The sequence below is a fragment of the Variovorax restrictus genome (assembly GCF_051216715.1).
Taxonomy (GTDB): domain Bacteria; phylum Pseudomonadota; class Gammaproteobacteria; order Burkholderiales; family Burkholderiaceae_C; genus Variovorax.
This window is the reverse complement of sequence record NZ_JBPJZH010000001.1, coordinates 1,911,096-1,935,594: the sequence shown is the minus strand read 5'-3', so window position 1 is coordinate 1,935,594 and position 24,499 is coordinate 1,911,096. Positions and strand designations below refer to the sequence as shown.

25 protein-coding genes and 1 tRNA gene are annotated in these 24,499 nt (G+C 68.0%); 16 read left to right on the top strand and 10 right to left on the bottom strand.

All coding sequences use genetic code 11. The annotated features are described in order from the left end of the window. Complete coding sequence (locus ACSFA0_RS09100) at positions 1-1,017, top strand: NAD(P)/FAD-dependent oxidoreductase (RefSeq protein WP_435449869.1); 1,017 nt, start codon at positions 1-3, stop codon at positions 1,015-1,017. A gap of 15 nt (positions 1,018-1,032) precedes the next feature. Here ACSFA0_RS09100 and ACSFA0_RS09095 read toward each other — a convergent pair whose 3' ends face one another. Further along, a complete protein-coding gene (locus tag ACSFA0_RS09095) occupies positions 1,033-1,752 on the bottom strand; it encodes a sugar transferase (RefSeq protein WP_435449868.1) in 720 nt (239 codons plus the stop codon). 370 nt (positions 1,753-2,122) lie between these two features. Beyond that, entirely contained in the window at positions 2,123-2,980 is an 858-nt protein-coding gene (thiD, locus tag ACSFA0_RS09090; RefSeq protein ID WP_435449867.1) for a bifunctional hydroxymethylpyrimidine kinase/phosphomethylpyrimidine kinase, read from the bottom strand. A 47-nt stretch (positions 2,981-3,027) separates the two neighbouring features. Here thiD and ACSFA0_RS09085 point away from each other — a divergent pair, with 47 nt between their 5' ends. The 7 genes from ACSFA0_RS09085 to ACSFA0_RS09055 all read left to right on the top strand — a co-directional run bounded on the left by ACSFA0_RS09085 (position 3,028) and on the right by ACSFA0_RS09055 (position 9,528). Further along, positions 3,028-4,125 (top strand): FAD-dependent oxidoreductase, encoded by a 1,098-nt coding sequence (locus tag ACSFA0_RS09085; RefSeq protein ID WP_435449866.1) that lies wholly within the window; start codon positions 3,028-3,030, stop codon positions 4,123-4,125. Further along, the gene (thiS, locus tag ACSFA0_RS09080) at positions 4,113-4,310 is read left to right on the top strand and encodes a sulfur carrier protein ThiS (RefSeq protein WP_435449865.1); all 198 of its coding nucleotides are present in this window, start codon (positions 4,113-4,115) and stop codon (positions 4,308-4,310) included. The genes ACSFA0_RS09085 and thiS overlap by 13 nt, the downstream gene beginning before the upstream one ends. A gap of 4 nt (positions 4,311-4,314) precedes the next feature. Continuing rightward, on the top strand, positions 4,315-5,133 hold the full coding sequence (locus ACSFA0_RS09075) for a thiazole synthase (protein ID WP_435449864.1): 819 nt from the start codon (positions 4,315-4,317) through the stop codon (positions 5,131-5,133). Next, positions 5,130-6,041, top strand: coding sequence for a thiamine phosphate synthase (gene thiE, locus ACSFA0_RS09070; protein ID WP_435449863.1), 912 nt, complete (start codon positions 5,130-5,132; stop codon positions 6,039-6,041). The genes ACSFA0_RS09075 and thiE overlap by 4 nt, the downstream gene beginning before the upstream one ends. A gap of 36 nt (positions 6,042-6,077) precedes the next feature. Next, complete coding sequence (locus ACSFA0_RS09065) at positions 6,078-8,213, top strand: TonB-dependent siderophore receptor (RefSeq protein ID WP_435449862.1); 2,136 nt, start codon at positions 6,078-6,080, stop codon at positions 8,211-8,213. Between the two features lie 68 nt (positions 8,214-8,281). Then, positions 8,282-8,357: transfer RNA gene (locus tag ACSFA0_RS09060), tRNA-Asn, on the top strand. 103 nt (positions 8,358-8,460) lie between these two features. Next, positions 8,461-9,528, top strand: a complete 1,068-nt coding sequence (locus ACSFA0_RS09055; protein ID WP_435449861.1) for a hypothetical protein — start codon at positions 8,461-8,463, stop codon at positions 9,526-9,528. Positions 9,529-9,664: 136 nt separating this feature from the next. On the opposite strand, the gene ACSFA0_RS09050 is transcribed toward ACSFA0_RS09055, so the two are convergent. Together ACSFA0_RS09050 and ACSFA0_RS09045 are read right to left on the bottom strand one after the other, a co-directional pair. Further along, entirely contained in the window at positions 9,665-9,991 is a 327-nt protein-coding gene (locus tag ACSFA0_RS09050; protein ID WP_435449860.1) for a hypothetical protein, read from the bottom strand. 48 nt (positions 9,992-10,039) lie between these two features. After that, positions 10,040-10,273 (bottom strand): hypothetical protein, encoded by a 234-nt coding sequence (locus ACSFA0_RS09045; protein ID WP_435449859.1) that lies wholly within the window; start codon positions 10,271-10,273, stop codon positions 10,040-10,042. A gap of 184 nt (positions 10,274-10,457) precedes the next feature. Between ACSFA0_RS09045 and ACSFA0_RS09040 the strand changes: the two genes are divergently transcribed. Then, positions 10,458-10,982, top strand: a complete 525-nt coding sequence (locus tag ACSFA0_RS09040; protein ID WP_435449858.1) for a hypothetical protein — start codon at positions 10,458-10,460, stop codon at positions 10,980-10,982. Positions 10,983-11,016: 34 nt separating this feature from the next. On the opposite strand, the gene ACSFA0_RS09035 is transcribed toward ACSFA0_RS09040, so the two are convergent. The 5 genes from ACSFA0_RS09035 to ACSFA0_RS09015 all read right to left on the bottom strand — a co-directional run bounded on the left by ACSFA0_RS09035 (position 11,017) and on the right by ACSFA0_RS09015 (position 14,145). After that, complete coding sequence (locus tag ACSFA0_RS09035) at positions 11,017-11,220, bottom strand: hypothetical protein (RefSeq protein ID WP_435449857.1); 204 nt, start codon at positions 11,218-11,220, stop codon at positions 11,017-11,019. A 377-nt stretch (positions 11,221-11,597) separates the two neighbouring features. Beyond that, complete coding sequence (locus ACSFA0_RS09030; RefSeq protein ID WP_435449856.1) at positions 11,598-11,771, bottom strand: hypothetical protein; 174 nt, start codon at positions 11,769-11,771, stop codon at positions 11,598-11,600. Between the two features lie 83 nt (positions 11,772-11,854). Next, on the bottom strand, positions 11,855-12,055 hold the full coding sequence (locus tag ACSFA0_RS09025; protein WP_435449855.1) for a hypothetical protein: 201 nt from the start codon (positions 12,053-12,055) through the stop codon (positions 11,855-11,857). A gap of 129 nt (positions 12,056-12,184) precedes the next feature. Beyond that, entirely contained in the window at positions 12,185-12,979 is a 795-nt protein-coding gene (locus ACSFA0_RS09020; RefSeq protein WP_435450929.1) for an alpha/beta hydrolase family protein, read from the bottom strand. Then, positions 12,976-14,145, bottom strand: a complete 1,170-nt coding sequence (locus ACSFA0_RS09015; RefSeq protein WP_435449854.1) for a DUF3182 family protein — start codon at positions 14,143-14,145, stop codon at positions 12,976-12,978. The genes ACSFA0_RS09020 and ACSFA0_RS09015 overlap by 4 nt, the downstream gene beginning before the upstream one ends. Before the next feature lie 266 nt (positions 14,146-14,411). Between ACSFA0_RS09015 and ACSFA0_RS09010 the strand changes: the two genes are divergently transcribed. The 7 genes from ACSFA0_RS09010 (at position 14,412) to ACSFA0_RS08980 (ending at position 23,667) form a co-directional block, all read left to right on the top strand. Beyond that, positions 14,412-14,942: a universal stress protein gene (locus ACSFA0_RS09010; RefSeq protein ID WP_435449853.1), complete on the top strand. Its 531-nt coding sequence runs from the start codon at positions 14,412-14,414 to the stop codon at positions 14,940-14,942. 64 nt (positions 14,943-15,006) lie between these two features. Then, positions 15,007-15,369 carry a TraR/DksA family transcriptional regulator gene (locus ACSFA0_RS09005; RefSeq protein WP_435449852.1) on the top strand — a complete coding sequence of 121 codons (363 nt, stop codon included), beginning with the start codon at positions 15,007-15,009 and terminating at the stop codon, positions 15,367-15,369. Positions 15,370-15,412: 43 nt separating this feature from the next. Continuing rightward, on the top strand, positions 15,413-16,144 hold the full coding sequence (locus tag ACSFA0_RS09000; protein ID WP_435449851.1) for a winged helix-turn-helix domain-containing protein: 732 nt from the start codon (positions 15,413-15,415) through the stop codon (positions 16,142-16,144). Positions 16,145-16,160: 16 nt separating this feature from the next. Continuing rightward, the gene (locus ACSFA0_RS08995) at positions 16,161-18,170 is read left to right on the top strand and encodes a PAS domain S-box protein (protein WP_435449850.1); all 2,010 of its coding nucleotides are present in this window, start codon (positions 16,161-16,163) and stop codon (positions 18,168-18,170) included. 61 nt (positions 18,171-18,231) lie between these two features. Further along, positions 18,232-20,574: an ATP-dependent DNA helicase gene (locus ACSFA0_RS08990; RefSeq protein WP_435449849.1), complete on the top strand. Its 2,343-nt coding sequence runs from the start codon at positions 18,232-18,234 to the stop codon at positions 20,572-20,574. 17 nt (positions 20,575-20,591) lie between these two features. After that, on the top strand, positions 20,592-22,688 hold the full coding sequence (locus ACSFA0_RS08985) for an NAD(+) synthase (protein ID WP_435449848.1): 2,097 nt from the start codon (positions 20,592-20,594) through the stop codon (positions 22,686-22,688). Between the two features lie 109 nt (positions 22,689-22,797). Beyond that, positions 22,798-23,667 carry an SDR family oxidoreductase gene (locus ACSFA0_RS08980; RefSeq protein WP_435449847.1) on the top strand — a complete coding sequence of 290 codons (870 nt, stop codon included), beginning with the start codon at positions 22,798-22,800 and terminating at the stop codon, positions 23,665-23,667. 25 nt (positions 23,668-23,692) lie between these two features. Here ACSFA0_RS08980 and ACSFA0_RS08975 read toward each other — a convergent pair whose 3' ends face one another. Continuing rightward, entirely contained in the window at positions 23,693-24,424 is a 732-nt protein-coding gene (locus ACSFA0_RS08975) for a Crp/Fnr family transcriptional regulator (protein ID WP_435449846.1), read from the bottom strand. Positions 24,425-24,499 lie beyond the last annotated feature (75 nt).

Here is a 24,499-nt window from a genome sequence, read left to right as displayed (position 1 = left end):
ATGTCGGCGCGCCCCCTGATCGAGACCGACGCGCTGATCATCGGCACCGGGCCGGTCGGGCTGTTCCAGGCCTTCCAGCTCGGCCTGCTCGAGATCTCCTGCCACATCGTCGACTCACTGCCCCACGCGGGCGGCCAGTGCGTCGAGTTGTACGGCGACAAGCCTCTCTACGACATCCCGGGCACGCCGGCGACGACCGGCCGCGGCCTGGTCAATGCGTTGCTGGCGCAGATCGCGCCGTTCAAGCCGGTGATGCACCTGGGAGAGCGCGTCGAGACGCTGGCGCGTGAGCCCGATGGGCGCTGGCGGCTATCGACCGACCATGCCACCGAGTTCCTCGCCAAGACCGTGTTCATCGCAGCCGGCGTCGGCGCCTTCGTGCCGCGCCGCCTGGCCATCGAGGGCGTCGAGGCCTTCGAGGGCTCAACGCTCTTCTATCACCCCGACACCCTCGACCGCTTCGCCGGACGGACGGTCGTGGTGAACGGCGGCGACGACTCGGCGCTCGACACGGCCGTCGCCCTGGTCGGCCAGGCCGCCCATGTGACGCTGCTGCACCGGCGTGACGGCTTCCAGGCCGATCCGGCCCGGGTCGCGGCACTGCGTGCGCACGTCGCGGACGGCACGCTGAGCTTCGTCGTCGGCCAGCCGTCGGGATTCGACGGCAGCGAGCTGCAGGTGACGCTGCCCGATACCCGCGTCGTGTCACGTCCGATCGACGCCTTCATCGCCTGCCTGGGCATCTCACCGCGCCTCGGACCGATCGCCGACTGGGGGCTCGAACTCGAGCGCAAACAGGTCCCGGTCGACACCGAGAAGTTCGAGACGCGCGCGCCGGGTGTCTTCGCCGTCGGCGACATCAACACCTACCCTGGCAAGAAGAAGCTGATCGTCTGCGGCTTCCACGAGGCCACGCTCGCCGCCTGGGGCGCCGCCGCCCTCGTGTTCCCGGGCAAGGCACTCCACCTGCAATACACGACCACCAGCACGCGCCTGCATCAGCTGCTCGGCGTGTAGCGGGAGCGCGGCTCGCTATGACGAGCCGTGGCCGCTGAGCACCACCCACACGGTGCGCGCGAGGATCTTCATGTCGAGCCACAGCGACCATTCGGTGGCGTAACGCGCGTCGAGCTGGACCCGCTCGGCATAGGTGAGGCGGTTGCGCCCGCTCACCTGCCACAGCCCGGTGATACCAGGCCGCATCTGGCAATAGTGCGGCCAGTGCGCGCCGTAAAGGCTGCGTTGGCGGACCATGCACGGCCGCGGCCCGACCAGACTCATGTCGCCCTTGAGCACGTTGAAGAATTGCGGCAACTCGTCGAGGCTCAGCTTGCGGAGGATTCGCCCGACACGCGTGATGCGGGGGTCGTCGTCGAGCTTCTGGAACAGGTCCCACTGGCGTCGCGCCGCTGGATCGTTGGCCAGATGCGCCGCAAGGATCTTCTCGGCGCCCGGCACCATCGACCGGAACTTGTAGAAGCGAAAGCTCCGTCCGTCTTGACCGAGGCGTACCTGCCAGTAGTGCACGGGCCCACCCGTGCCGACCCACACGGCGGCCGCCACCAGCAGGTACAGCGGGCCGAACAGGGCGAAAAAGAAGAGCGCGCCGACGATGTCGACGCTGCGCTTCGCGGCACGCTGTGCAGGACTCAGGCCATACGCACTAGCGTGCGCCGCGCGAGCAGCGGTCGATCGGTAGGCGGCAGGGGATGAATGGGGAGAAAGGTCGGCGAACGACAAGGGCTCTGACATCGCTAGGGTCCTCGGGGGGGAGAGAGATGGGAAATCGGCAGACGATCTCCCGTTTTCGATGAGAAGCGGCGACTCCGCTGTAAGACAGATGCCCACATCGCACGGCGTCGATGGGCATGCCCGCTTGCGCCGACCTAGAATGACAGCTCGCTAGGGGTGCTGGATCGGCTTGCCGACCCGGCTGAGAAAGTCCCTTTGAACCTGATTGCGCTGTGTTCGTGTGTAACGAAGACGGCCCGAGGTAATCCTCGCGCAGGGAAGCCGGCCCGACCGCCGTGATGCTGCAGCACCGCTTCAGGTGCCTGCCGCGCATGCGGGCCACGCCCACCTGCCAAACACTTTGCATGGAGCAAATGGATGGCACACATGATCACTGCGGCAGCCGATGCATCGGCACCGGCGCGAAGCCGTGGTTGAGCGGGCCGTGCCCGCCACCGGTCTGCACATCGGCGCCCGCGGCGATCGCGCCGAGCACATAGCGGCGGGCCAGGCCGACAGCCTCGCGCAAGGCGTGGCCGAGCGCGAGCTGCGCGGCGATGGCCGACGACAGCGTGCAGCCGGTGCCATGCAGGTTGCGGCTGGCGATGCGCGCCGAGGCGTAGCGATGGCGCGCCGCGCCTGGCAGCGCCAGCACGTCGACGACCTCGTCGCCGGACAGATGCCCGCCCTTGAGCAGCACGCCGCGTGCGCCGAGGCCGAGCAACTCATCGGTGGCCCCTTCGAGCGCATCGACGCCGTCGATCGAATGGCCGACCAGCAGCGCCGCCTCGTCGAGGTTCGGCGTCACGACCACCGCACGCGGGAACAGCTCGCGCACCAGCGCCGCCACGGTCTCTTGCGCGATCAGGCGATCACCGCTGGTCGCAACCATCACCGGGTCGAGCACGACGTTCGGCAGGCGGTAATGGTCGATGGCCCAGGCCACCACCTCGACGCTCTCGGGCGTCGGCAGCATGCCGAGCTTGACCGCGTCGACGCCGATGTCCTCCACCACCGCCTGGATCTGCGCTTTCAGGAACGCGGGCGGCACGGCATGGATGCCGGTGACGCCGCGCGTGTTCTGTGCGGTGAGTGCGGTGATGGCCGTCATGCCGTAGCAGCCGAGTGCCGCGAAAGTCTTGAGGTCGGCCTGGATGCCGGCGCCACCGCCGCTGTCGGAGCCTGCAATGGAAAGCACGCGTGCATAGCGCTGCGTCGGCAGCGTGTCGGTGGTGGGCAGGTTCGTCATCTCGAAAATTATGGGCGATGGGTGCGATGCACCATCGCGGCGACGCGATGAGCACCCTGCCTTTCGACGCGGTCACCGTGCTCGGCGCCGGGCTGATGGGCCGCCTGATCGCCTTCACCCTGGCGCGCGCCGGTTGCCAGGTCGTCGTGTTCGACGCGGCCGGCCCGCAGGCCGACGGTGCAGCGGCACGCGTGGCTGCCGCCATGCTGGCGCCGCTGGCGGAATCGGCCGTGGCGCCCGCGTCGGTGGTGCGCATGGGCCATCACGCACTCGCGCGCTGGCCCGCGCTGCTGGCCTCGCTCAGCGCGCCGGTCTTCTTCCAGCGCAAAGGCACGCTGGTGCTGTGGCACCGGCAGGACGCGGCCGAGGCGGCACGTCTGGCGGGCGTGCTCGAACGCACCGGTCGACAGGTGCCGGCGCTGCCCGCGATGCAGCGCGTCGACGCCAATCGCATCGCGGCGCTGGAGCCGGCCTTGGGCACTCGCTTTGCGCAAGGCCTGTTCCTGCCCGACGAAGGCCAGCTCGACAACCGCGCGCTGCTCGATGCACTGCGCACCGCCTTGGAAGCGATGCCGAACGTGTGCATGCACTGGCATGACGCTCGCTCGCCGGACGACTTTTCGCCCGCGCCGAACGAACGCGTGATCGACTGCCGCGGACTCGGTGCGCGACCGCAATGGTCGGACCTGCGTGGCGTGCGCGGCGAGGTGATCCGCGTGCACGCGCCCGAGGTCGCCCTCACGCGGCCGGTGCGGCTGGTGCACCCGCGCTACCCGCTCTACATCGCCCCCAAGCCCGAGGGCGTGTTCGTCATCGGCGCCACCGAGATCGAATCGGCCGACCTGTCGCCGGCCAGCGTGCGCTCGACGCTCGAGCTGCTGAGTGCGGCCTATGCCGTGCACAGCGGCTTCGCCGAAGCACGCATCCTCGAGATCGCGACGCAGTGTCGGCCGACGCTGCCCGACAACCTGCCAGCGATCCGCCGGCCGCGCCCGCGCGTGCTGCAGATCAACGGCTTGTACCGGCACGGTTTCATGATCGCGCCAACGATGCTGGACATGGCGATGGAGGTCTTGCGCAACGGCCATTCCGAACTCGCAGACCGGCTGGGTCTTCCCATGGAGACGACGTCATGCACGTCCTGATCAACGACGCGCCGTACACCCTGCCCGAACCGGCCTCAGTGGCCGATGCGCTGACCGCGATGAACGCCGTGCCGCCCTACGCGGTCGCGGTCAACCGCGAATTCGTGCCGCGCTCGGCCTACGCGGCACACACGCTGAAGAACGACGACCGGCTCGAAGTCATTCGCCCGGTGACCGGAGGCTAGACCCATGAACGCATCGACACCCGACGACCCGCTGGTCCTCTACGGCCAGACCTTCCCTAGCCGCCTGCTGCTGGGCACGGCGCGCTATCCGTCGCCCGACGTGCTCGAGGCCGCGGTGCGGCGCGCGCGGCCGGCCATGCTGACGGCCTCGCTGCGCCGGCAGACGGCTGCGCCCGGCGCTGGAGGCGAAGACGACAACGGCTTCTGGCGCCTGCTCAAGCGACTCGGCGTGCCGGTGCTGCCCAACACCGCCGGCTGCCACGGCGTGCAGGAGGTCATCGCCACCGCACAGATGGCGCGCGAGCTGTTCGACACGCCGTGGATCAAGCTCGAGCTGATCGGCGACGACTACACGCTGCAGCCCGACACGCTGAACCTGGTCGACGCCGCCGCGCGGCTCATCCGCGATGGCTTCCAGGTGCTGCCCTATTGCACCGACGACCTGGTGCTGTGCCAGCGCCTGGTCGACGTCGGCTGCCAGGCCGTCATGCCCTGGGCCGCACCCATCGGCACGGGCAAGGGGCCGATCAACCCCTACGCGCTGCAGTTGCTGCGCGAACGGCTCGACGTGCCGCTGCTGGTCGACGCCGGCCTGGGCCTGCCCTCGCACGCCTGCCAGGTGATGGAGTGGGGCTACGACGGCGTGCTGCTCAACACCGCCGTCGCACTGGCGCAGGACCCAATCTCGATGGCCGGCGCCTTCGCCGATGCGGTGCGGGCCGGCCGCAGCGCGCACCGCGCGGGCGCGATGGCCGCGCAAGCCTCTGCACAACCGAGCACGCCCGTCCTCGGCACACCCTTCTGGCACCACGACAACGCATGAACGACACCCCCTCCCACGCCGCCGAGATCGTCGCAGCGCATGCCGCGCGCTTCGGCACGGTGACACCGCCCCCGGCGCCATTCCGATCCGAGCACCCGGTGTACCGCGCCGCCAAGCAGGCCTGCATGGCGCTGGGCTTCATCGAGGCCGATGCCGAATGCCTGGCCTGCGCCTGGCATGCGCAGACCGTGCGCACCGGGCGCTTCGACGCGCAGGCCTGGCCGGATTCGCCGGACGATTTCAGCATGGGCGCTTTCCCGCTCGGCGCACGCGCCGACGCCTTCGCACCCTGCCCCGAGCGCCTCGGCCTCTACGCCGTGCTGCCCGATGCCGCCTGGGTCGGCCGCATGGCGCGCGCCGGCGTGCCGACGGTGCAACTGCGCTTCAAGTCGACCGACACCCACGCCATCGAGCACGAAGTCGTCGCCGCCGTGCAGGCCGTACAAGCCACCGGCGCGCGGCTCTTCATCAACGACCACTGGCAAGCCGCTATCGCCGCCGGCGCCTACGGCGTGCACCTCGGCCAGGAAGACCTCGACGCGCTGGCATCCGATGACTTGCAGCGCATCCGCGCGGCCGGGCTGCGGCTGGGCGTCAGCACGCACGGCTATGCCGAGATGGTGCGCGCCGACAGGGTGAGCCCGAGCTACATCGCGATGGGCGCCGTCTTCCCGACCACCCTCAAGCAGATGGCGACGGCGCCGCAGGGCGTGGCGCGTCTCGACGCCTACGCGCGCCTGCTGCGCGGCTACCCGCAGGTCGCCATCGGCGGCATCGATGCCGAGCGGCTGCCGGCCGTGCTCGCAACCGGCGTCGGCTCGGTCGCGATGGTGCGTGCGCTGATCGCCGCCGATGACCCCGAGGCAACGGCCGCACGACTCACCGCCGCCGTCGCCGCTGCGCACTGAATCCCGACGACCTCTTTTCCCGCACCCGAAGCTTCCATGCACACCTCTCGCCCCACTTCCATCGCCCTGGCCGTCGCGGCCGCCCTGCTCTCGATGAACGGTGCCGTCGCGCTCGCCCAGGAGGCCACGCTGCCATCCGTCACTGTCGATGCACGCAGCACGCCGCCGCAGGCCGACATCAGCGGCTTCGGCGATCTGCCGCTCAAGGATGTGCCGATCTCCGCCACCGTGATCGACAGCGGGCAGTTGCAGGCCAGCGGCGCGCGGCGGCTCGCCGACCTCACGCAGTTCGATGCATCGGTGACCGACGCGTACAACTCGGCGGGCTACTGGGACTACCTCACGGTGCGCGGCTTCGTGCTGGACAACCGCTTCAACTACCGTCGCGAGGGCCTGCCGATCAGCGCCGAGACGGCGATCCCGCTCGACAACAAGGAGCGCATCGAGATCCTGCGCGGCACCAGCGGCATCCAGGCCGGCACCAGCGCGCCCGGCGGCCTGGTCAACTACGTGGTCAAGCGCCCCACCGAGCAGGACCTGCGCGAGGTGCGCACCGAAGTGTCGGGCCGCGGCAGCGTGCTCGGCGCGGTCGACCTGGGCGGGCGCTTCGGACAAGACCGCCAGTTCGGCTACCGGCTGAACGTCGCGGCCGAGGACCTCAAGCCGCGCACCTATTCGCTCGACGGCGAGCGCCACCTCTTCTCGCTGGCGGCCGACTGGCGCATCACGCGAGACTCCGTGTTCGAGGCCGAGATCGAGTACAGCAAGAAGCGCCAGCCGAGCCAGAACGGCTTCAGCCTGCTGGGCAATACGCTGCCGGCGCCGGTCGACCCGCGCATCAACCTCAACAACCAGCCGTGGTCGCAGCCCTCGGTGTTCGAGGGGCTGACGGGCACGCTGCGCTTTACGCAGGCGATCAACACCGACTGGCGCTGGAGCGCGCAGGTCGGCCAGCAACGGCTCAAGAGCGACGACCGGCTCGCCTATGCCTTCGGCTGCGGCGCCGAAGGCAACTACGACCGCTACTGCTCCGACGGCACCTTCGACGTCTACGACTTCCGCAGCGAGGACGAGCGCCGCACGCAGACCGCGGGCAACCTCAGCCTCAAGGGCAACGTGATGACCGGCAGCGTGCGGCACGACCTGACGGTGGGCCTGCTGGCGAGCCGCGTGCGCAACCGCTTCCAGGACCAGGCCTACAACTACGTCGGCACCGGCAACGTGTGGGGCACGGCGATCGTGCCGGCCGATCCGACGTTGACCGATGCCAACACCAACCGCGACGAGCGCTCGACCGAGTTGTCGGTGCAGGACGCGATCCGCTGGAACGACCGCTTCACCACCTGGCTCGGCGTGCGCCACACGCGCCTGGACCGCGACAGCGTACGCACCGACGGGTCCCGCCCCACCGGCTACAAGGACGGCCTCACGACGCCCTGGGTCGCCGTCAGCTATGCGCTGCAGCCGGGGCTCATGGCCTATGCCAGCTGGGGCGAAGGCGTGGAGTCGCAGGTCGTGCCGAACAAGGTCTCGCAGTACAGCAACGCCGGCGAAGCATTGCCGGCGCTGACATCGCGGCAACGCGAAGTGGGGTTGAAGGGCACGGTGGGAACGTTCAACTGGCAAGCCGCGTTCTTCGACATCTCGCGACCGGTGACCAACGTCGACACCTGCAACAACACCGGTGCGTCGTGTACCGGTCAGTACGACGGCAAGGCCGAACACCGTGGCCTCGAACTCAACGGCGACTGGACGCAGGGCCCGTGGCGCCTTGCAGGCGGCGTGACGCTGATCGATGCGAAGCGCAGCGGCAGCGAAAACACGGCGATCAATGGCCAGCGTCCCACCAACGTGCCGCGGCACGTTCTGCGCGCACAGGCGTCCTACCGCATCGCGGCCGTGCCCGGCCTCGAACTGCAAGGCCAGGTGTCGCACGAAGGCCGCCGCAATGTCCTGCCGGACGGCTCGATCGCCTTGCCTTCATGGACACGCTTCGATGCGGCGCTGCGCTACGACACGAAGATCAGCGGCGTCGCGACGCGCTGGACCTTCGGCATCGAGAACCTGGTCGACAAGCGCTACTGGAAGGAGTCGCCCTACCAGTACGGCCACGTCTACCTCTTTCCCGGCGCGCCGCGGACCTTGCGACTCGCCGTCACGGCCGCGTTGTGAAAACTCTGCAGCGAGACCTTCGACCTCTTCAAAAGAGCCCAAAAACCGCGCTATAATCTGAGGCTTGTTCCTCGATAGCTCAGTTGGTAGAGCGCCGGACTGTTAATCCGTAGGTCCCTGGTTCGAGCCCAGGTCGAGGAGCCAAAATTAGCCGCAAGGCCACTGAATGCCCCGCTATCAATTTGGTAGCGGGGCATTTTCCTTTGGTGCCGGTGTAGCGCGCATGTAGGCAACCCATGGAGACGCTTTGAAATCTGCAACAACTCGGCACGAGTGGTGCATTCCGGTCGGAACAGTTGCCTTTAAGTACGAGTCTCCAAACTGCGGACTGTTCGTCGCGGACGCTGCGGGGATATTGCTTCAGCAAGTTGCGGGTCAGCATTACTTCCGTCTTGAGCGCCTGCCCTCAATGCTCCTTAGATTTACCCATTCATGTCCAGGCACTGGCACGCGGCATGCGACCCTCGATTTGACTCCGTCCAAGCCGGCGGATTCAGTAGACATGCGGCTTGCTTGGTCGCCTCAAGTGATGGGCCTATCGATCCTCGCACGTGTTGCCGGAGCACAGAGCTTGAGCGCCGAGGGCGATGCATCCCCGGGCAGGGTACAGGTGGCGGCGGGTGGCCAGGTCGTGCACATTGGCGGTCCAAACATTGAGGTGAGCAGCGTGCGCATGCAACAAGGCGGGATGGTTGTGGTGGAACCGTCTGCGCGGGAGGTTTGGGAAGAAACGCTCCACGCGATCGACGTTTTATCCAGCGGGCAATCGATGCAAGGCTTTCTCTACGAGGTAGTGCGCACAAACATGCTGATTCTTATGCTCGTCACCGGCTTTGAGGCTTACGCGAAGAAGCGGTTTGTAGAGCTTGAAGGCGAAGGCTACAAAGTCGATACCCGAGCGGTCTACGATGCGTTTTCGAAGAAGGAGGATCGCACAGACGGCAGGTTCGCCGCGACCGAAACAGAGGCTGCAGAAGCGCAGTTCACTCCGCTTGAGGTCATCGCAAAGCAAAAAGTGAATTTTCAAAACCTCGGACAGTGCAAGCGGGCATTTCAAACTGCTTACGGTCTTCGGTTCTCAGAGTTTGCGGGCTGGGAGGCGTTAAGCACCCGGTTGAAGCTCGTCATGCGACATCGTCATCGCGTGGTGCACGTCTCTCCTATGCTTTCCACCATCATTTCACCGGGCGACGAACTTGGATCGAACGAGACGGTGTTCGCAAACACGGCCGCAGGCAACGACGCTCATTCAGATTTCCGCAGATTCGTGGAAACGCTGCATGAAGCATCACTCCACCTACCGGCTGCAGATTGAGCTTCCGCGCAATTTTCCAGCTTCAGACTGGAGTCACTGGAGTCACTGGAGTCACTGCAGTCAAAGGTCGCGGTCTGCGATGACCCGCTCTAGGTGTTCCCGCACATGATGCCAGCACGCATACGCGCGATGAAGGTCAGCCTGCGGGCTGAGTTCCAACGCTTACAAGCGGCTCCGACCATACCCCCCGCTGCGTCACCAGGCTGCATCTCCGCACCTCGCGGGCGTAGAAGAGCCGGTCTTCGAACGCCTCATACAGCACCAGCAAAAGCCCCCGCAGCGCCTGCGCATGCTCGCTTTCGCCCTCGTTGAGGCGGAACACGCGGGCGACATCCTCGGCGCCAGCACAGAGCAGCGGCTGCCGGACCATGCAACCCGCCTCCGGAAAGCGCATGCCAGAAAGGTGCATCGTGGTTCCACTGTTGATGAAGCCCGACACGATGCCCACCACGTCCCGCAGCAAGGCCTCCCGATTCGTTAGCGCGTGGGCGACGACGCGCCTCCTCGGCTCTCACATCCAGCGCGCCGAATAGGTCGGACTGGTGTCTCGCACGCGCTCCTTGTCACAGACCTCGCAGACGTAGGTCTCCAATGCCCCCGCCGCGCGCTTGTTCAGCGCTTCCGCCCACGGCTTGGCGCTCAGCAAGCGCAGCGAGGCATGCGGCGGTGTGTCTCGTGCCAGTTGCTGCAGCAGCTGCAGACAGAGCGGACAGGAACTCGACGATGGCGGAGTTTCGGGGGGCATGGGGTCGTTCACGGAGGTCGTTGGCCGACGCGGCAGGGCAAGCAGCAATGCTACCGGGTCTTCAATGAGTACCTTCGTTAACTTTCATGGCTGAATGTGTGAAATACGCCCGCGTTCACGAACACGAAGGTATTCATTTGTTTGCGCCTTCGAGGTTCAATAGGGCCTCTGCCCGAAGCCCCGAATGACCACCATGTCCGACGCCTCCCACACCTTCGATTTCGAATACGCCGTCGGAGCGCTTGAAGTGACCGCCTGCGACCTGGTGGTCACCACACCGCAATCGCGGGACCCCTTGGCCGACGAAACGGTGCGAAAGGTCCTGACGCTTCTGAAGGAGCAGCACGGCACCGAGGCCGCCTTCGTCGCGGAACTGCATGACGAATCGTCGATGCGTTCGACGCTGGCGATGTCGCCGCGCGGCGGGTGGCACGATGACGCGACGGGCGATGTCTACGTGCTGGCGGTCTGCCGCCAGGTTTTCGGCCCCTTGGCACGCGGCTTCATTCGCGTTCCGGTGCTGCTGGCCGATGGCCGGAGCTATGGGACGCTCTATGCGACCAGCAAGGGCACGTCGGACGATGAACGGCGGCGCGATCTCGCCCTGATGGAGATGACGGCCCAGCTCACAGCCCGTCTGGTCGACGCACGTCGCATGCCTTCGCGCAGCAAGCCCGTAGTCCACGAGAGCCAGCTCCAGCCCGCCTGAAAGTGGCAAGCCAGGCTCGCTAGAGCGCTGTCGGTCAGAGTCCGCCCATGAAGGTCGATGGTTCGCCAGCGCCCTCGGCTGCAGCGAAGCGTATCGACTCCTCGTCGCCAGGTGCATTGGAGAACACCAGCGTCGCCAGGGCCAGCGCAAAACACACCAGAATGGCGATGAAGCCAAAGCTGTAGACCAGGGCCGCCATTGCCACCGGTCCCAGAAGAAGTGCGATGAGTTTGTGCATGTGTGCATCATGCGGACAACTTGCAAAACTCGACGTGACCAATGTCACGGAATCTTTGCTGTCCTACGCCGACCTACAGCGGCTCTGCCGGTGCTGCCCTGGCACTTAAATCCAAAGGATTACATCCAGATGTTGGGGAGCGCGGCACACCCCTCTCTTCGACGGAATTGCACTCGTCAGGCGCTGAACACGCTTGGCATGCCGCACCGGGAATATGGAAGAAACAGAGGGATCGATGCAGCCCAAAGCACCGCGAAAAAACAAAGCAAGACACCTGTGGCGAATGGTGGCACTGGTGATTGCCACATGCCTTTTCGGTTGGTTGTTCCGAGCCTCTTAGAAACGGCGTGTACCAACTGGCCAAGAAGGCCCCGGCGTCAGTCAGGCTGGTCCAGGGTGGCGATGGTGGTCTCGACACGTTCGGCCATCTTCTCTTCGAGATAGCCCCATCCGCGGTAGGTCGGAACGATCGTGAGCCAGCCAATGCCGATGACACAGAACAACGCGATGAACAACTCGAAATCCATCGTCACCTTTCGGAATTCACGCAAGAGCGAGAAATTCTAAGCAATGCGCGCACCCGCAATGGACTCGATGGCTGCCGTCCACGACGGACGAGTCCGTGGAAGCGGAGTCAGCGTTGCTCGAGTCGCCTCACGACACCCAGTCCAGAAAACCATGCGTCCATCGGCGTGCCATGGCCTTGTTCACCGAACTCGCGCGGCCGAAAGCACAGCAGTTCGCCCGGCATCGTGACGGCCTCCAGCAATACATAGTGGAATTCGCCCTCTTCCAGCTCGTTCACGCTCAGTGCCAATCTTCCAGAACCCGTCATGTCGCCTCCGGTGAATGTCGATGTATGGTTTTATTCGTTCGGGGCTGGCTCGCAGAGGGACTTTTGCGCGCTTACGCCATCTCCCGGCTGATGTCGCGACACTTAAGACACCTTTCGTGACACATTGCCTCAATTGCCGCGAGCGGCTTTTTCAGTCCGCGAAGGCGGAGCGGCGATCGGGGGCACCTTTCCCCGTGCGCCGAGCGTCATCTCCGTCATCCAGGCCACCAGAAGCCCCCCATAGGACTGCCGCCATTCTTCTTTGGAGAGCGCATGGTCCGCCTCCGAGATCACGCGGTAGGTCACCGAGCGCACGCGCTTGAAAGCCGCGAGGTAGTTCTCGATCACCGGATGCGGGACCGTCTTGTCATGCTCCGACTCGACGATCAGCGCGTCGCCCCGGAACGCTGCGCAGGCCGCCAACGCGCGGTTGTCGGCCGCCCCGATGGGCATGCGCCGGTACGTCGCGAGGTCGTCGCGGTCCAGCTTGCCTTTGGGCACCTCCCAGTCGTCGTCGCGGTAGAGCGCCGGCGCACGCAGCGCCAGCCAGCGCACCGGTCGCAGCGAACTCACGATGGCGCCCAGGTAGCCGCCATAGCTGCTGCCCACGATGGCGATGGACTCCGGATCGACCGTGGGGTGGCCTATCAGCACGTCGTACGCCGCCAGCACGTCCCGCAGGTTGTCCTCGCGCGTGACCTCCTGGCGCTGTGCGACGTGGCGTGCGTGGCCACGCAGGTCGAAGGTCAGACACACGCAGCCCAACGCGGCGATCTGGTGCGCGCGGCGGATGTACTGCTCCTGGTTGCCGTCCCAGCCATGGACCAGCAGCACGCCGGGCACGGTCATGGAGGACGCGACGAGGGTGCCGGCGATGTGCTGATCGTCGACAGCGATGTCGACCGTGTTGTGACGGGTGCTCAGCATGCGGAATCGATCAAGGTGTATTTGGTGAGCCAGCCGACGTCCGGCACCTCGCCCTGGAAATAAACCTGGGCCTGCGGCGGCAGGGGCGCTGGGTCGCCGTGAACTTCAACGCAGCGCGCGTGGACACGGTCGCGCTCCGGATGGTGATGAAAAAGCTCCAGCGCGGCGAGTTCCGCACCGGTCGCGCCGCCCACGCGCCATGACTGCTCCAGCACGCCCGAGCGCCATTGCCCGAGCGGGCCACGACCGCGCGCGACATCGTAGTTCAGCCGCGAGGTGAAGAAGCCCGGAAAGCACTCCCCCACCGCGTCGTGATAGAGCCGTGCCTGGTCGATCGCCAGTCGCACGTCGAAGGGTGGCCTGGTCGCCAGCAGCGCGTCGAAGCCGCCACGCACGAGCCACAAGTCCGAGCCGCCGTAGACCGCATGGCCGCGCCGGTCGCGCGTCAGGCACTGGGTGCCGTGATAGGTCGCGGTCAGCCCGCCGACCACGACCTGCCCGATGCTGAACGTGATGGGGTCCGTGAGGTTTTCTTCCAGCACCAGGCCATGGGCGTTCAGCTCGGCCTCGTCCATCGCTGCCAGACACTGGCCGAGCGTCTGCACGTCGGTCACGACCTGTTGCCCGCGCCCACCGGTCTCCCGCACGGGCTTCACGCGCACGGCCCCCAGCCGCAGCAGCGCCCCACCCGCGGCGCGCGCATCTTCCCGCGAGAAGGCCGTGAATCCGGTCAGCACCGCGCCGGCGACGTGGGCCGCGAACGCCTGCGACCAGCCCCTGGGGCACGCCGCATCCGGGTGAACCAGCGGGTGCGTGATGGCCTTGGTCGACACGAATGGATGCGGCACCACACCGCCGAACAGGTCGTGCGGACCGGTGATGCCCAGGGCGTGCGCCTGGTGCGCACTGGCGATCGTGTCGCTGGGCACGAAGTACACCGGACGTTCGTACGATGACGCGGCGCTGTACTTGCCATGGAACGCCAGCCCCTTGAGCGCCGCGATGCGCTCGGCGAAGGCGAGACGCGTCGCGCACTCGTGCACGCTGGCGTAGGCCCGCTCGTCGAGCGACAGGGCAACGACGCTGCCGCTGTTCTGTGTTGCGCAGGCGTCGGGCGCGATGGGAGGGCCGGCATCGGCAACGAGAAGGGCGTCACGGGTCATGGTCGAGGCTCCGGCGGAGGGCGAGACGGTGGCTCCGCACTCGCACCAGGGTTCGAGAAACGCTGTGCAGATGCAGCGTCGGGCGTCGGCTCCGCGATCGCCGACGGACCCGACCACCCCTGCCTGTCGGAATGCGCTGTCAAGGCGCCGCTGGCGATCCATCGCTCTTTTGGGGCCGCCCCTCTTCCCACGCGCGGCTTGATCCGCATCAAGCCTTCGCTGTGGACGGGCTCCCATACTGAACGCCTTCCTCCAAGGAGCGCCTCATGTACCAACGAATCCTGGTTCCGGTCGACGGCAGCCCGACGTCCGACCGCGGCCTGCAAGAAGCCATCCGCCTCGCGCAACTCACCCAGGGCACGCTGCGATTGATCCATGTGGTGGACGACCTCTCGTTCGCGCTCGCGATGGACGCTTACTCCGGCTACTCGGGCGACTGGATGAACGCACTGCGCGAGGGCGGGCGCAAGGTGCTCGAGAGCGCCAAGGCCCAGGTCACCGCAGCCGGCCTCGACGCCGAGACGGCGCTTTTCGACAGCGTCGAAGGGCGCGTCCACGAACTCACCGTGGCGGAAGCCAAGAAATGGCCAGCCGACGTGATCGTGATCGGCACGCATGGCCGCCGCGGCATCGGTCGCCTGGTGCTGGGCAGCAGTGCGGAGTACGTCTTGCGTCTCTCGCCGGTGCCGGTGCTGCTCGTGCGCGCCGAGGAGCTTCCGACCGAAGCGGTGCGCGAGACCGCGGACGCCAAACCGCTGCGCGTCCACCTGCCCACCGGCGCGCTGTCCATCGAGTAGCTGCCGAGCCGAGCGGCAGCGACCCTTCGCTGCGCCCGAGCACACGACCGTCAGGAACCGAACCATGAAACCCCTCAGCCCCTCCGACCTTGTCAGCCTCGCCGGCCAGCTCGACGCGATGCGCCGCCAGGCGCTCGCCGAGCTCGGCGCTGTCGGTGACCTGCCGGCGTCCGTCGCCTCCGAAGTGCACGACCGCGCCGACGAAGCGGAGACCGAGCGGGCCGACGAGCTGCGCATGGCCGAGGCGGCCATCGACCGTGCCACCGTGCGCGACATCGCGCTTGCGGAGCACCGCATGAGCACGGGCGACTACGGCATGTGCATCGATTGCGGCGAGAGCATCCCGCGCGCCCGGCTGTTCGCGCAGCCCACGGCCGTGCGCTGCGCGACCTGCCAGGCCGCGTTCGAGGCGCACACGCCCCGCTGAACCGCTGGGGCCGGAGGTCACGCGCAGGCGCTAACATGCCCGCGTGACCTCACCCCTCCATCTGGCCGTCCTCGACGACGAAGAAGACATCACCCGGCTGCTGGCCACCTATCTGCAGGGCCACGGCTTCCGCGTCAGCCAGGTGCACCGCGGCCGTGACCTGCTCGCCCTCATGGCACAAGACCCCCCGGTGCTGGTGCTGCTGGACCTGGGCCTGCCTGGGGAAGACGGCTTCGTCATCGCCCGGCAACTGCGGGAGCATTGGCAATGTGGCCTGGTGATCGTCACGGGGCGCGGCGATGCGGTCGACAAGGTGGTGGGCCTGGAAGTGGGCGCGGACGACTATGTCACCAAGCCCTTCGACCTGCGCGAGCTGCTGGCCCGTATCAAGGCGGTGCTGCGCCGCATCGTGCCGGCTCCCACGCCTGCGTCCGCAGCGACAACCTCACCACTCCCCTCGACCAAGCGCTTCGAGGGCTGGCAGCTCGACATCGCGGCGCGACGCCTGACCGCGCCCCAGGGCCATGAGGTCGTCCTGACCAGCGGCGAATTCGACCTGCTGCACGCCTTGAGCGACGCACCGGGCCGCGTGCTGTCACGCGACTACCTGCTCGAACGCACCCGCGGGCGCGACGGGGGCCCCTTCGACCGGACGATCGACGTGCAGATCGGACGCTTGCGCCGCAAGCTCGAGAGCGACGCCGAGAGCCCGCAACTCATCAAATCGGTCCGCGGCGCGGGCTACCTGTTCGCGCCGCGGGTCGACACGGTCTGACCGCCGAGCCGCCATCATGGAACACACGCCCCTGAGTTTCGATGCCGAAGACGGCAAGGTCTTCCGCTCGATCTTCACCGCCTACCCGGACGCGCTGCTGCTGGTCAACGCCGAAGGCACGATCGTGCTGGCGAACCCCTTTGCGCTCGACCTTCTGGGCTACAGCGGCGACGGGTTGATCGGCCTGCCGGTCGAAGCGTTGGTGCCCGACGCGGTGCGCCCGCGGCACGCAGCCTACCGCCATGCCTACGGCGAGCAGCCACGCTCGCGCCCCATGGGCACCCAGATGGACCTGGTCGCCAAGCGGCGAGACGGCTCCGAAGTGCGCGTCGAGATCGCCCTGAGCCCCTTGCACAACCAAGGCCTGCCCTACGTCGTGGCCGCCATTCGCGACGTCGGCAGCTACCCGCGCGTGCAGCAGGCCTTGCAGCGCGCGCGTTACGCGGAACACCTGGCGCATTTCGGTCGACTCGCCGTCGATGCGCGAGACACCCAGGCGCTGCTCGCACAGGTGCCGGCCATGGCCGCCGAAGCGCTCGAAGCCGATGCGGCCGTGGTGCTGCTGCTCGAGCCCGACGGGCTCACCTTTCGCGTCGCCGCCGGCACGGGGCTCATGGCGGCGCGGGACGCCGGCCAGGCCCTGCCCGCGGACGTGATCGCGCTCGCCACCCGGGTGGTCGCCACCGGCGGCACCGCACGGTCGGCCCCCCGCAGCGACGCGGACGGCGGCCACCTGCTGGCCGTGCCGCTGTCGGACCGCGGCCGGACGGTCGGCGCGCTGGCGGTGCGCTGCGCGTCGCTGCGGCATCTGGGCGACGACGAACTGCGCTTTCTCGACTCGCTCGCCAGCCTGCTGGCCACGCTGCTGCAACGCGAGAAAAGCGAGGAAGCCCTCAACCACGCCCAGCGGCTGGAAACCGTCGGCCAGCTCACCGGCGGCATCGCCCACGACTTCAACAACCTGCTGACGGTGATCTCCGGCAATTTGCAGGTGCTCGAAGAACTGCCCGGCTGTGCGGCCGACCCCATGGTGCAGCAGCTCCTCGGTGCAGCCACGCGCGCCGCGCGCCGCGGCGCCGACCTCACCGGCAAGCTGCTCGCCTTCTCGCGTCGGCAGGTGCTGCAGCCGACGGTGATCGATGCCGCCGCCCTGCTGCACTCGCTGGGCGACATGCTGCGCCGCACGCTGGATCAGCGCATCGCCATCGCGCTGGACGCCGACGAGGCGCTGTGCCTGGCCGACCCGGTGCAGCTCGAGTCCGCCCTGCTCAACATCGCCATCAACGCACGCGACGCCATGCCTCAGGGCGGCACACTGGCCTTCACCTGCCGCAGCGTGCCTGCGCTGCCGCCGGAGCTGCTGGCCGAAGCCACCGCACCCTCCAAGAGCGGCTACGTCGCGATCACCGTTGCCGACACCGGCACCGGCATGTCCGAGGCCGTGCAGGAACACGCCTTCGAGCCCTTCTTCACCACCAAGGAGGTCGGCCGCGGTACCGGCCTGGGCCTGTCGACGGTCTACGGCTTCGCCAAGCAGTCGCGCGGCGCCATCGGCCTGCGCAGCACGCTGGGCGTGGGGACGGCCATCACGCTCTATCTGCCGCAGCTGGGCGACGAGGACGATATCGACAGCCCCGACGCCGACGCGGACGGTCGCCTGCCCGCCGGGCTGCGGGTGCTGCTGGTCGAAGACGATGCCGAAGTTCGGCAGGTCGCACAGCGCTTCCTGGCAGCAATGGGCTGCATGGTCATCCCATGCGCCAACGCCGAAGCCGCGCTCGAGGTGCTCGAGACGGACACGGCCTTCGACCTGCTGCTCAGCGACATCGCCCTCGGCCCCGGCCTGCGCGGCACCGAGCTGGCGCAACGCGTCGAACAGCGCCTGCCGCAGCTGCCGGTGCTGCTGATGTCGGGCTTTTCCCAGGAACTGGCCGGCGCGTCGTCGGGGCGCGAACTGCTGCAGAAGCCGTACTCCCGCGAGGCGCTGGAACGCGCGATGGTGCGCGTGCTGCACGCAGCCCGTTAACGCGCCGCGCCGCGGGAGGCGCCGCAGGTCGAAAGGCAGCGGGTGGCTGTATATTCATCCAGTGACCAGCCCCGCCCGCGCCCACGCCGCCGTGACCCCGTTGCAGCCAGTGTCGGTGCGCGCGCTCTGTGCCTTCGGCGCCAAAGCCGGCGACCTGGACTTCCGCTTCGTCCCGGCGCCGAGTGCGCAAGAAGGCGTGGCCGGGCATCTGCTGGTGCAGGGGCGGCGTGACGCCGACTACGAACGCGAGGTGTCGCTCTCGCTCGACATCGAAGGCCTGCGCGTACGCGGCCGGGCCGACGGCTTCGATGGCCAGCGCTTGCGCGTGGAAGAGATCAAGACCTTTCGCGGCGAGTTCGCCGGCATCCGCGCCAACCACCGCGCGCTGCACTGGGCCCAGGCGAAAACCTACGGCTGGATGCTCTGCTGCGCGCGTGCGCTGCCGGCTCTCGACGTGGCGCTGGTCTACCTCGACATTGCCAGCGGCGAGGAGACCGTGCTCGAGGAGCACTGCAGCGCCGAGGCACTGCGCACGCACTTCGAGGCGCTGTGCCAGCGCTACGAGGCTTGGGCGCAACAGGAAGCCGCGCATCGCGCCGCGCTGGCCAGGGAACTCGGCGCCCTCGCCTTCCCGCATGCCGGCTTTCGCGCGGGCCAGCGCGAGCTGGCCGAGGGCGTGTACCGCGCCGCATCGACGCGACGCTGCCTGCTCGCGCAGGCACCGACGGGCATCGGCAAGACGGTTGCTACCACCTTTCCGTTGCTGCGCGGCTGGGCGGGCCAAGGCACCGACAAGCTGTTCTTCCTCACCGCCAAGACCTCGGGCCGCGCAATCGCACTCGAAGGCATCGGCCTGAGCGCGCAATCGGCGAAGTCGCTGCGCGTGCTCGAACTCACCGCGCGCGAAAAGGTGTGCGAATACCCCAGGCGCGCCTGCCACGGCGATGCCTGCCCGCTGGCTCGCGGCTTCTACGACCGCCTGCCCGACGCGCGCGCCGAAGCAGTCGGGCAGCCGCGGCTCGACACCGCCACGCTGCGCCGCGTCGCGCTCGCGCACACCGTGTGCCCCTACTTCCTCGCGCAGGAGATGGTGCGCTGGAGCGACGTGGTGGTGGCCGACTACAACTACTGGTTCGACGGCAGCGCCTTCCTCTACGCGCTGGCCAAGCAGGAGGAATGGCAGGTGGCGGTGCTGGTCGACGAGGCGCACAACCTGCTCGAACGCGCGCGTGGCATGTACTCGGCGTCGATCGACATGACGGCGCTCGACCAGGCGCGTGGGGTGGCGCCTGCCGGCGTGCGTTCGCCCATCGACCGGTTGCGCCGCGAGTGGCTCGCACTGCAGCGCGACCAGCCCGAAGCCTATGTCGCGCACGACGACGTGCCCGAGCGCCTGCGGGCGGCATTGCAGGAAGCCGTCGCCGCGCTGGCCGAGCATTTCGCAGAGGCGCCCGAGACCGCGCACGGCCCGTTGCAGCGCTTCTTCTTCGATGCGCTGCAGTTCGCCCGGCTGGCCGACACGCTGGGCGACCACTCCGTCTTCGAGAGCACCTTGCCGATGGGCGACACGGCGGGGTGCCTGGCGATCCGCAACCTGGTGCCGGCGCCCTTCCTGCGGGCACGCTTCGCGGCGTCGATGACCACGGTGTGCTTCTCCGGCACGCTCGCGCCCTTCGCGTTCTACCGCGACATGCTCGGGCTGCCACAGAACACGGCCGAGGTCGAGGTGGCATCACCCTTCCACGCGCACCAGCTCGACGTGCGTGTCGTCACCGACGTGTCGACGCGCTACCGCGACCGGCCGCGTTCGCTGCCGCAGCTCACGGCGCTGATCGGCCAGGTCTACGCGCGCCGACCCGGCAACTACCTGGCCTTCTTCAGCAGCTTCGAGTTCCTCGACCAGGCGCACGCGCGCTTCGTGCGCGAGCACCCCGGCGTACCAACCTGGACCCAGTCGACCGCCATGCGCGAGGCCGAACGCGATGCCTTCGTGGCGCGCTTCCGCCCGGGCGGCCGCGGCGTGGGGTTCGCGGTTCTGGGCGGCGCCTTCGGCGAGGGCATCGACCTGCCCGGCGACCGGCTGATCGGCGTTTTCATCGCCAGCCTCGGCCTGCCGCAACACGACGCGATGAACGAGGTGATGCGTCAACGGCTCGACGCGCGCTTCGGCGACGCGCGGGGCTACGACTACACCTACCTCTACCCGGGCCTGCGCAAGGTGGTGCAGGCCGCCGGCCGCGTGATCCGCACCGAGCACGATGCCGGCGTGCTCTACCTGTTCGACGAGCGTTTCGCCCGGCCGGAGGTTCGCGCGCTGCTGCCGGCGTGGTGGGCGGTCGGCCTGTGCCGCGCGAACCACGCGCAGGCGGCGGACGACCCCGCGTGCGCTGCCCTGCTCCAATGACGAATACGATGACGCCCATGAGCTCCGCACCGACCGCCGACCTGCCCTTCGACAACCCCTACACCCACGGCTTCGCCCGGCTGGCCGTGGCGGTGCCGCGCAACCGCGTGGCCGATCCGGTGTTCAACGGCCGCGAGACCGTGCGCATGCTGCGCGAAGCCGCGGCCGAGGGGGCCGTGTTGGTGGCCTTCCCGGAACTGGGCATTTCCGCCTACACCTGCGACGACCTGTTCCACCAGACGGCGCTGCTCGAAGGCTGCGAGGCGGCGCTGGCCGAAGTCATCGAGGCCACGCGCGGCCTGCCGACGGTCGCCGTCGTCGGCCTGCCGGTGCGCGCCGACCACCGGCTCTTCAACTGCGCGGCGGTGGTCGCCGACGGCGCCCTGCTCGGCGTGCTGCCCAAGACCTACCTGCCGAACTACGGCGAGTTCTACGAAGGCCGGCAGTTCGCCGCCGCCGACAGCGCCGTCTCCCGCGAGATCACCCTCTGCGGCCAGCGCGTACCCTTCGGCACCGAGCTGATCTTCAAGGCGCGCAACCTGCCGCTCATGACGCTGCACGTCGAGATCTGCGAGGACGTCTGGGTGCCGATCCCGCCGTCGAGCTACGCGGCGCTGGCCGGCGCGACCGTTCTGGTCAATCTGTCGGCCTCGAACATCACCGTGGGCAAGGCGGACTACCGGCACAAGCTGGTGAGCCTGCAATCGGCCCGCTGCCTGGCGGCCTACCTGTATTCGTCGGCCGGCATCGGCGAATCGACCACCGACCTGGCCTGGGACGGGCAGGCACTGATCTACGAGAACGGCGAGTTGCTGGCCGAGAGCGAACGCTTCAGCAACCGCTCGCACCTCATCACCGCCGATGCCGATCTGGAACGGCTCGCGCACGAACGCATGCGGCAGAACTCCTTCGGCGTCTCGGCGCAACGCCATGCCGCGGCCCTGCGCGACTGGCGCACGGTCGAGTTCGACCTGCCGGGCCTTCCGCAGCAACCGGGCGCGTTGCGTCGCAACGTGGAGCGTTTCCCCTACGTGCCGTCCGACGCCGCCACGCGCGACGCACGCTGCCAGGAGGTCTTCAACATCCAGGTGCAGTCGCTGGTGCAGCGGCTGGAAGCCAGCAACATCCAGAAGGTGGTCATCGGCGTGTCGGGCGGGCTCGACTCGACCCATGCGCTGCTGGTGTGCGCGCAGGCCATGGACCGCCTGGGCCGCCCCCGCACCGACATCCTGGGCTACACGATGCCCGGCTTCGCGACCAGCGACCGCACGCTCAAGCAGGCGCATGCGTTGATGGCGGCCATCGGCTGCCAGGCGAAGGAAATCGACATCCGCCCGAGCTGCCGGCAGATGCTGTCCGATCTGGGCCACCCCTTCGCCGACGGCGTGCCGCAGTACGACATCACCTTCGAGAACGTGCAGGCCGGCGAGCGCACCAGCCACCTGTTCCGCCTGGCCAACCACCACGGCGCGATCGTGGTCGGCACCGGCGACCTCAGCGAGCTGGCGCTGGGCTGGTGCACCTACGGCGTAGGCGACCACATGTCGCACTACAACGTGAACGCCAGCGTGCCCAAGACGCTGATCAAGCACCTGGTCCGCTGGGTGGCCGATGCGGCCATCCTGAGCGACGACGGCAGCGACGTGCTGCGCGCCATCGTGGCGACCGAGGTCAGCCCGGAGCTGGTGCCGTCGGACGATGCCTCGGCCGAGCAACCCGGCCAGCGCACCGAGGACACCATCGGCCCGTACGAGCTGCAGGACTTCCATCTCTACTACATCGTCCGCCACGGCTTCCGGCCGTCGAAGGTGGCCTTCCTCGCCTACACCGCCTGGCGCGACCGCCAGCGGGGCAGCTGGCCCGACGCGCTGCAGGGCGAACGCAACGAATACACCCTCCCCGCCATCGCCGGCCACCTGCGCACCTTCCTCTGGCGTTTCTTCAAGACCAGCCAGTTCAAGCGCTCCTGCGTGCCCAACGGCCCCAAGGTCGGCTCGGGCGGTTCGCTCTCGCCGCGTGGCGACTGGCGGGCACCGAGCGACTCGGAGGCCGAGGTGTGGCTGGCAGAACTCCAGCGCGTCCCTGCCCAGGCGTCGCATCCGTTGCGCGGATGACAAGTTCGATGTAGGACGATTTCGCGACTTTCAGGGCCGACGTGCAGCGGTTTCGGCTGGCGAAACCAAACGATGGTAAAAATTACCAAATGTCAACAAAAGCTGCTGTATGAGCGCCCCTCTCCTTTTGCCGCTCGACCAGCAGGTCATCGTGATCACCGGCGCCTCCAGCGGCATCGGCCTGTGCACCGCCCGACTGGCCGCCGCCCGCGGTGCGCGGGTGGTGCTGGTCGCGCGGAGTGGCGACGTGATCTATCAGGCGTCTGCCGAGATCGACGCGGCGGGTGGCCGGTCCATCGCGGTGCCGGCCGATGTCGCCTCCCGTGAGCAGCTCGAAGCCGCTGCGCTCGCCGCCGTCGAGGTGTTCGGGCGCATCGACACCTGGGTCAACAACGCCGGCGTGTCGATCCACGGGCGTCTCGACGCGGTGTCCGAGGATGACAGCCGCCGACTGTTCGCAACCAATTTCTGGGGTGTGGTGAACGGGTCGCTGGTGGCCATGCCGCACCTCGAGAGGCGCGGCGGTGCGCTGATCAACGTGGGCAGTGCGGCCTCCGAGTCGGCGTTGCCCCTGCAAGGCATGTACGCCTGTTCCAAACTGGCGGTACAGAGCTTCACCGACACGCTCCGCGTGGAGGTGCAGGAGATCGACCGAAGCCCGGTAAGCGTCACGCTCATCCAGCCATCGGCCGTGGGAACACCCCATGCCGAACACGCTGCGAAGTACCACGGCATCGACACGCCGCGGGCAGGCGCCCTGCTCGATCCGATCGACGTGGCCGAAGCGATCCTGGCCGCTGCCACCGAGAGCACGCATGCGGTCAAGGTCGGCACGCCGCCGACCACCGCCGAAAGCCTCGCGCATTGGCTCCCCTCGCTGGCCGAACGCGTGGCTGCAGATCGGGCCGCGCGCGCGACGGCCGGAGCACTTCATCACCCGAGCAAGTCCGGCCGCACGCACAGCCACGCGTCGAGCTGACGGTCCGTCGGACCTGCGTCCTCTGTCAGTGCAATGCCAAGGCGCCGGTTGACGTCCTGGCCTGCTGCATGAACGCCGTCAAGGCTTCGATTTCCGGAATTTGAATGTCGCGCCGGCCCTTTTCCTTGAAGCGGATCACGTCACCACGCGCCATGCGCGAGAGGGCACGGCTCACCGTCTCGAGCGTCATGCCCAGGTAGTTGCCGATCTCGGCGCGCGTCATGCGCAGCGTGATCTCGTCGGTGCGCTGGCCGCGCTGCGACACGGCATCGGCCCAGTAGCGCAGGAAGCCGGCCACGCGGGCATCGGCCGGCAAGGTGCACAGCGACGCCATGGAGTCGTGGTCGCGCGCCAGCTCGCGGCTCATGGCCTGGTGCAGCGTGCTCAGCAGCGCCGGGGTGCGAAGGCTGGCTTCGATCAGCGTGTCGTACGGAATTGCCCAGACCTCGCCGGTGTCCATGGCCACGGCGTCGCAGCCGTAGCGCCCGGTGGCGATGCCGTCCAGCCCCAGCCAGTCGCCGCGGAAATGCAGGCCGACCACCTGCTCCCGGCCTTCGTCCGACAGGTTGACCATCTTGAAGAATCCGGCGTTCACGACGTAGAGGCACTGGAAGGGCTGGCCGACCTGGCAGACCACATCGCCGGCATGCACCAGGCGCTTCTGCAGCGGCAGCGCGTCCTGGAGCAGCTGCAGCATCGTGGCGATGCGCTGGGCGGGTTGGTCGGCGGCGGTGCGGTGGGGAAGGTCTGCGTGCATGGTGGGCTCCGGTGCGGGTCGATGGAAGGAGCGTACGAAAGCCGTGCAACACAACCGACAACGAGACCGCCGCGT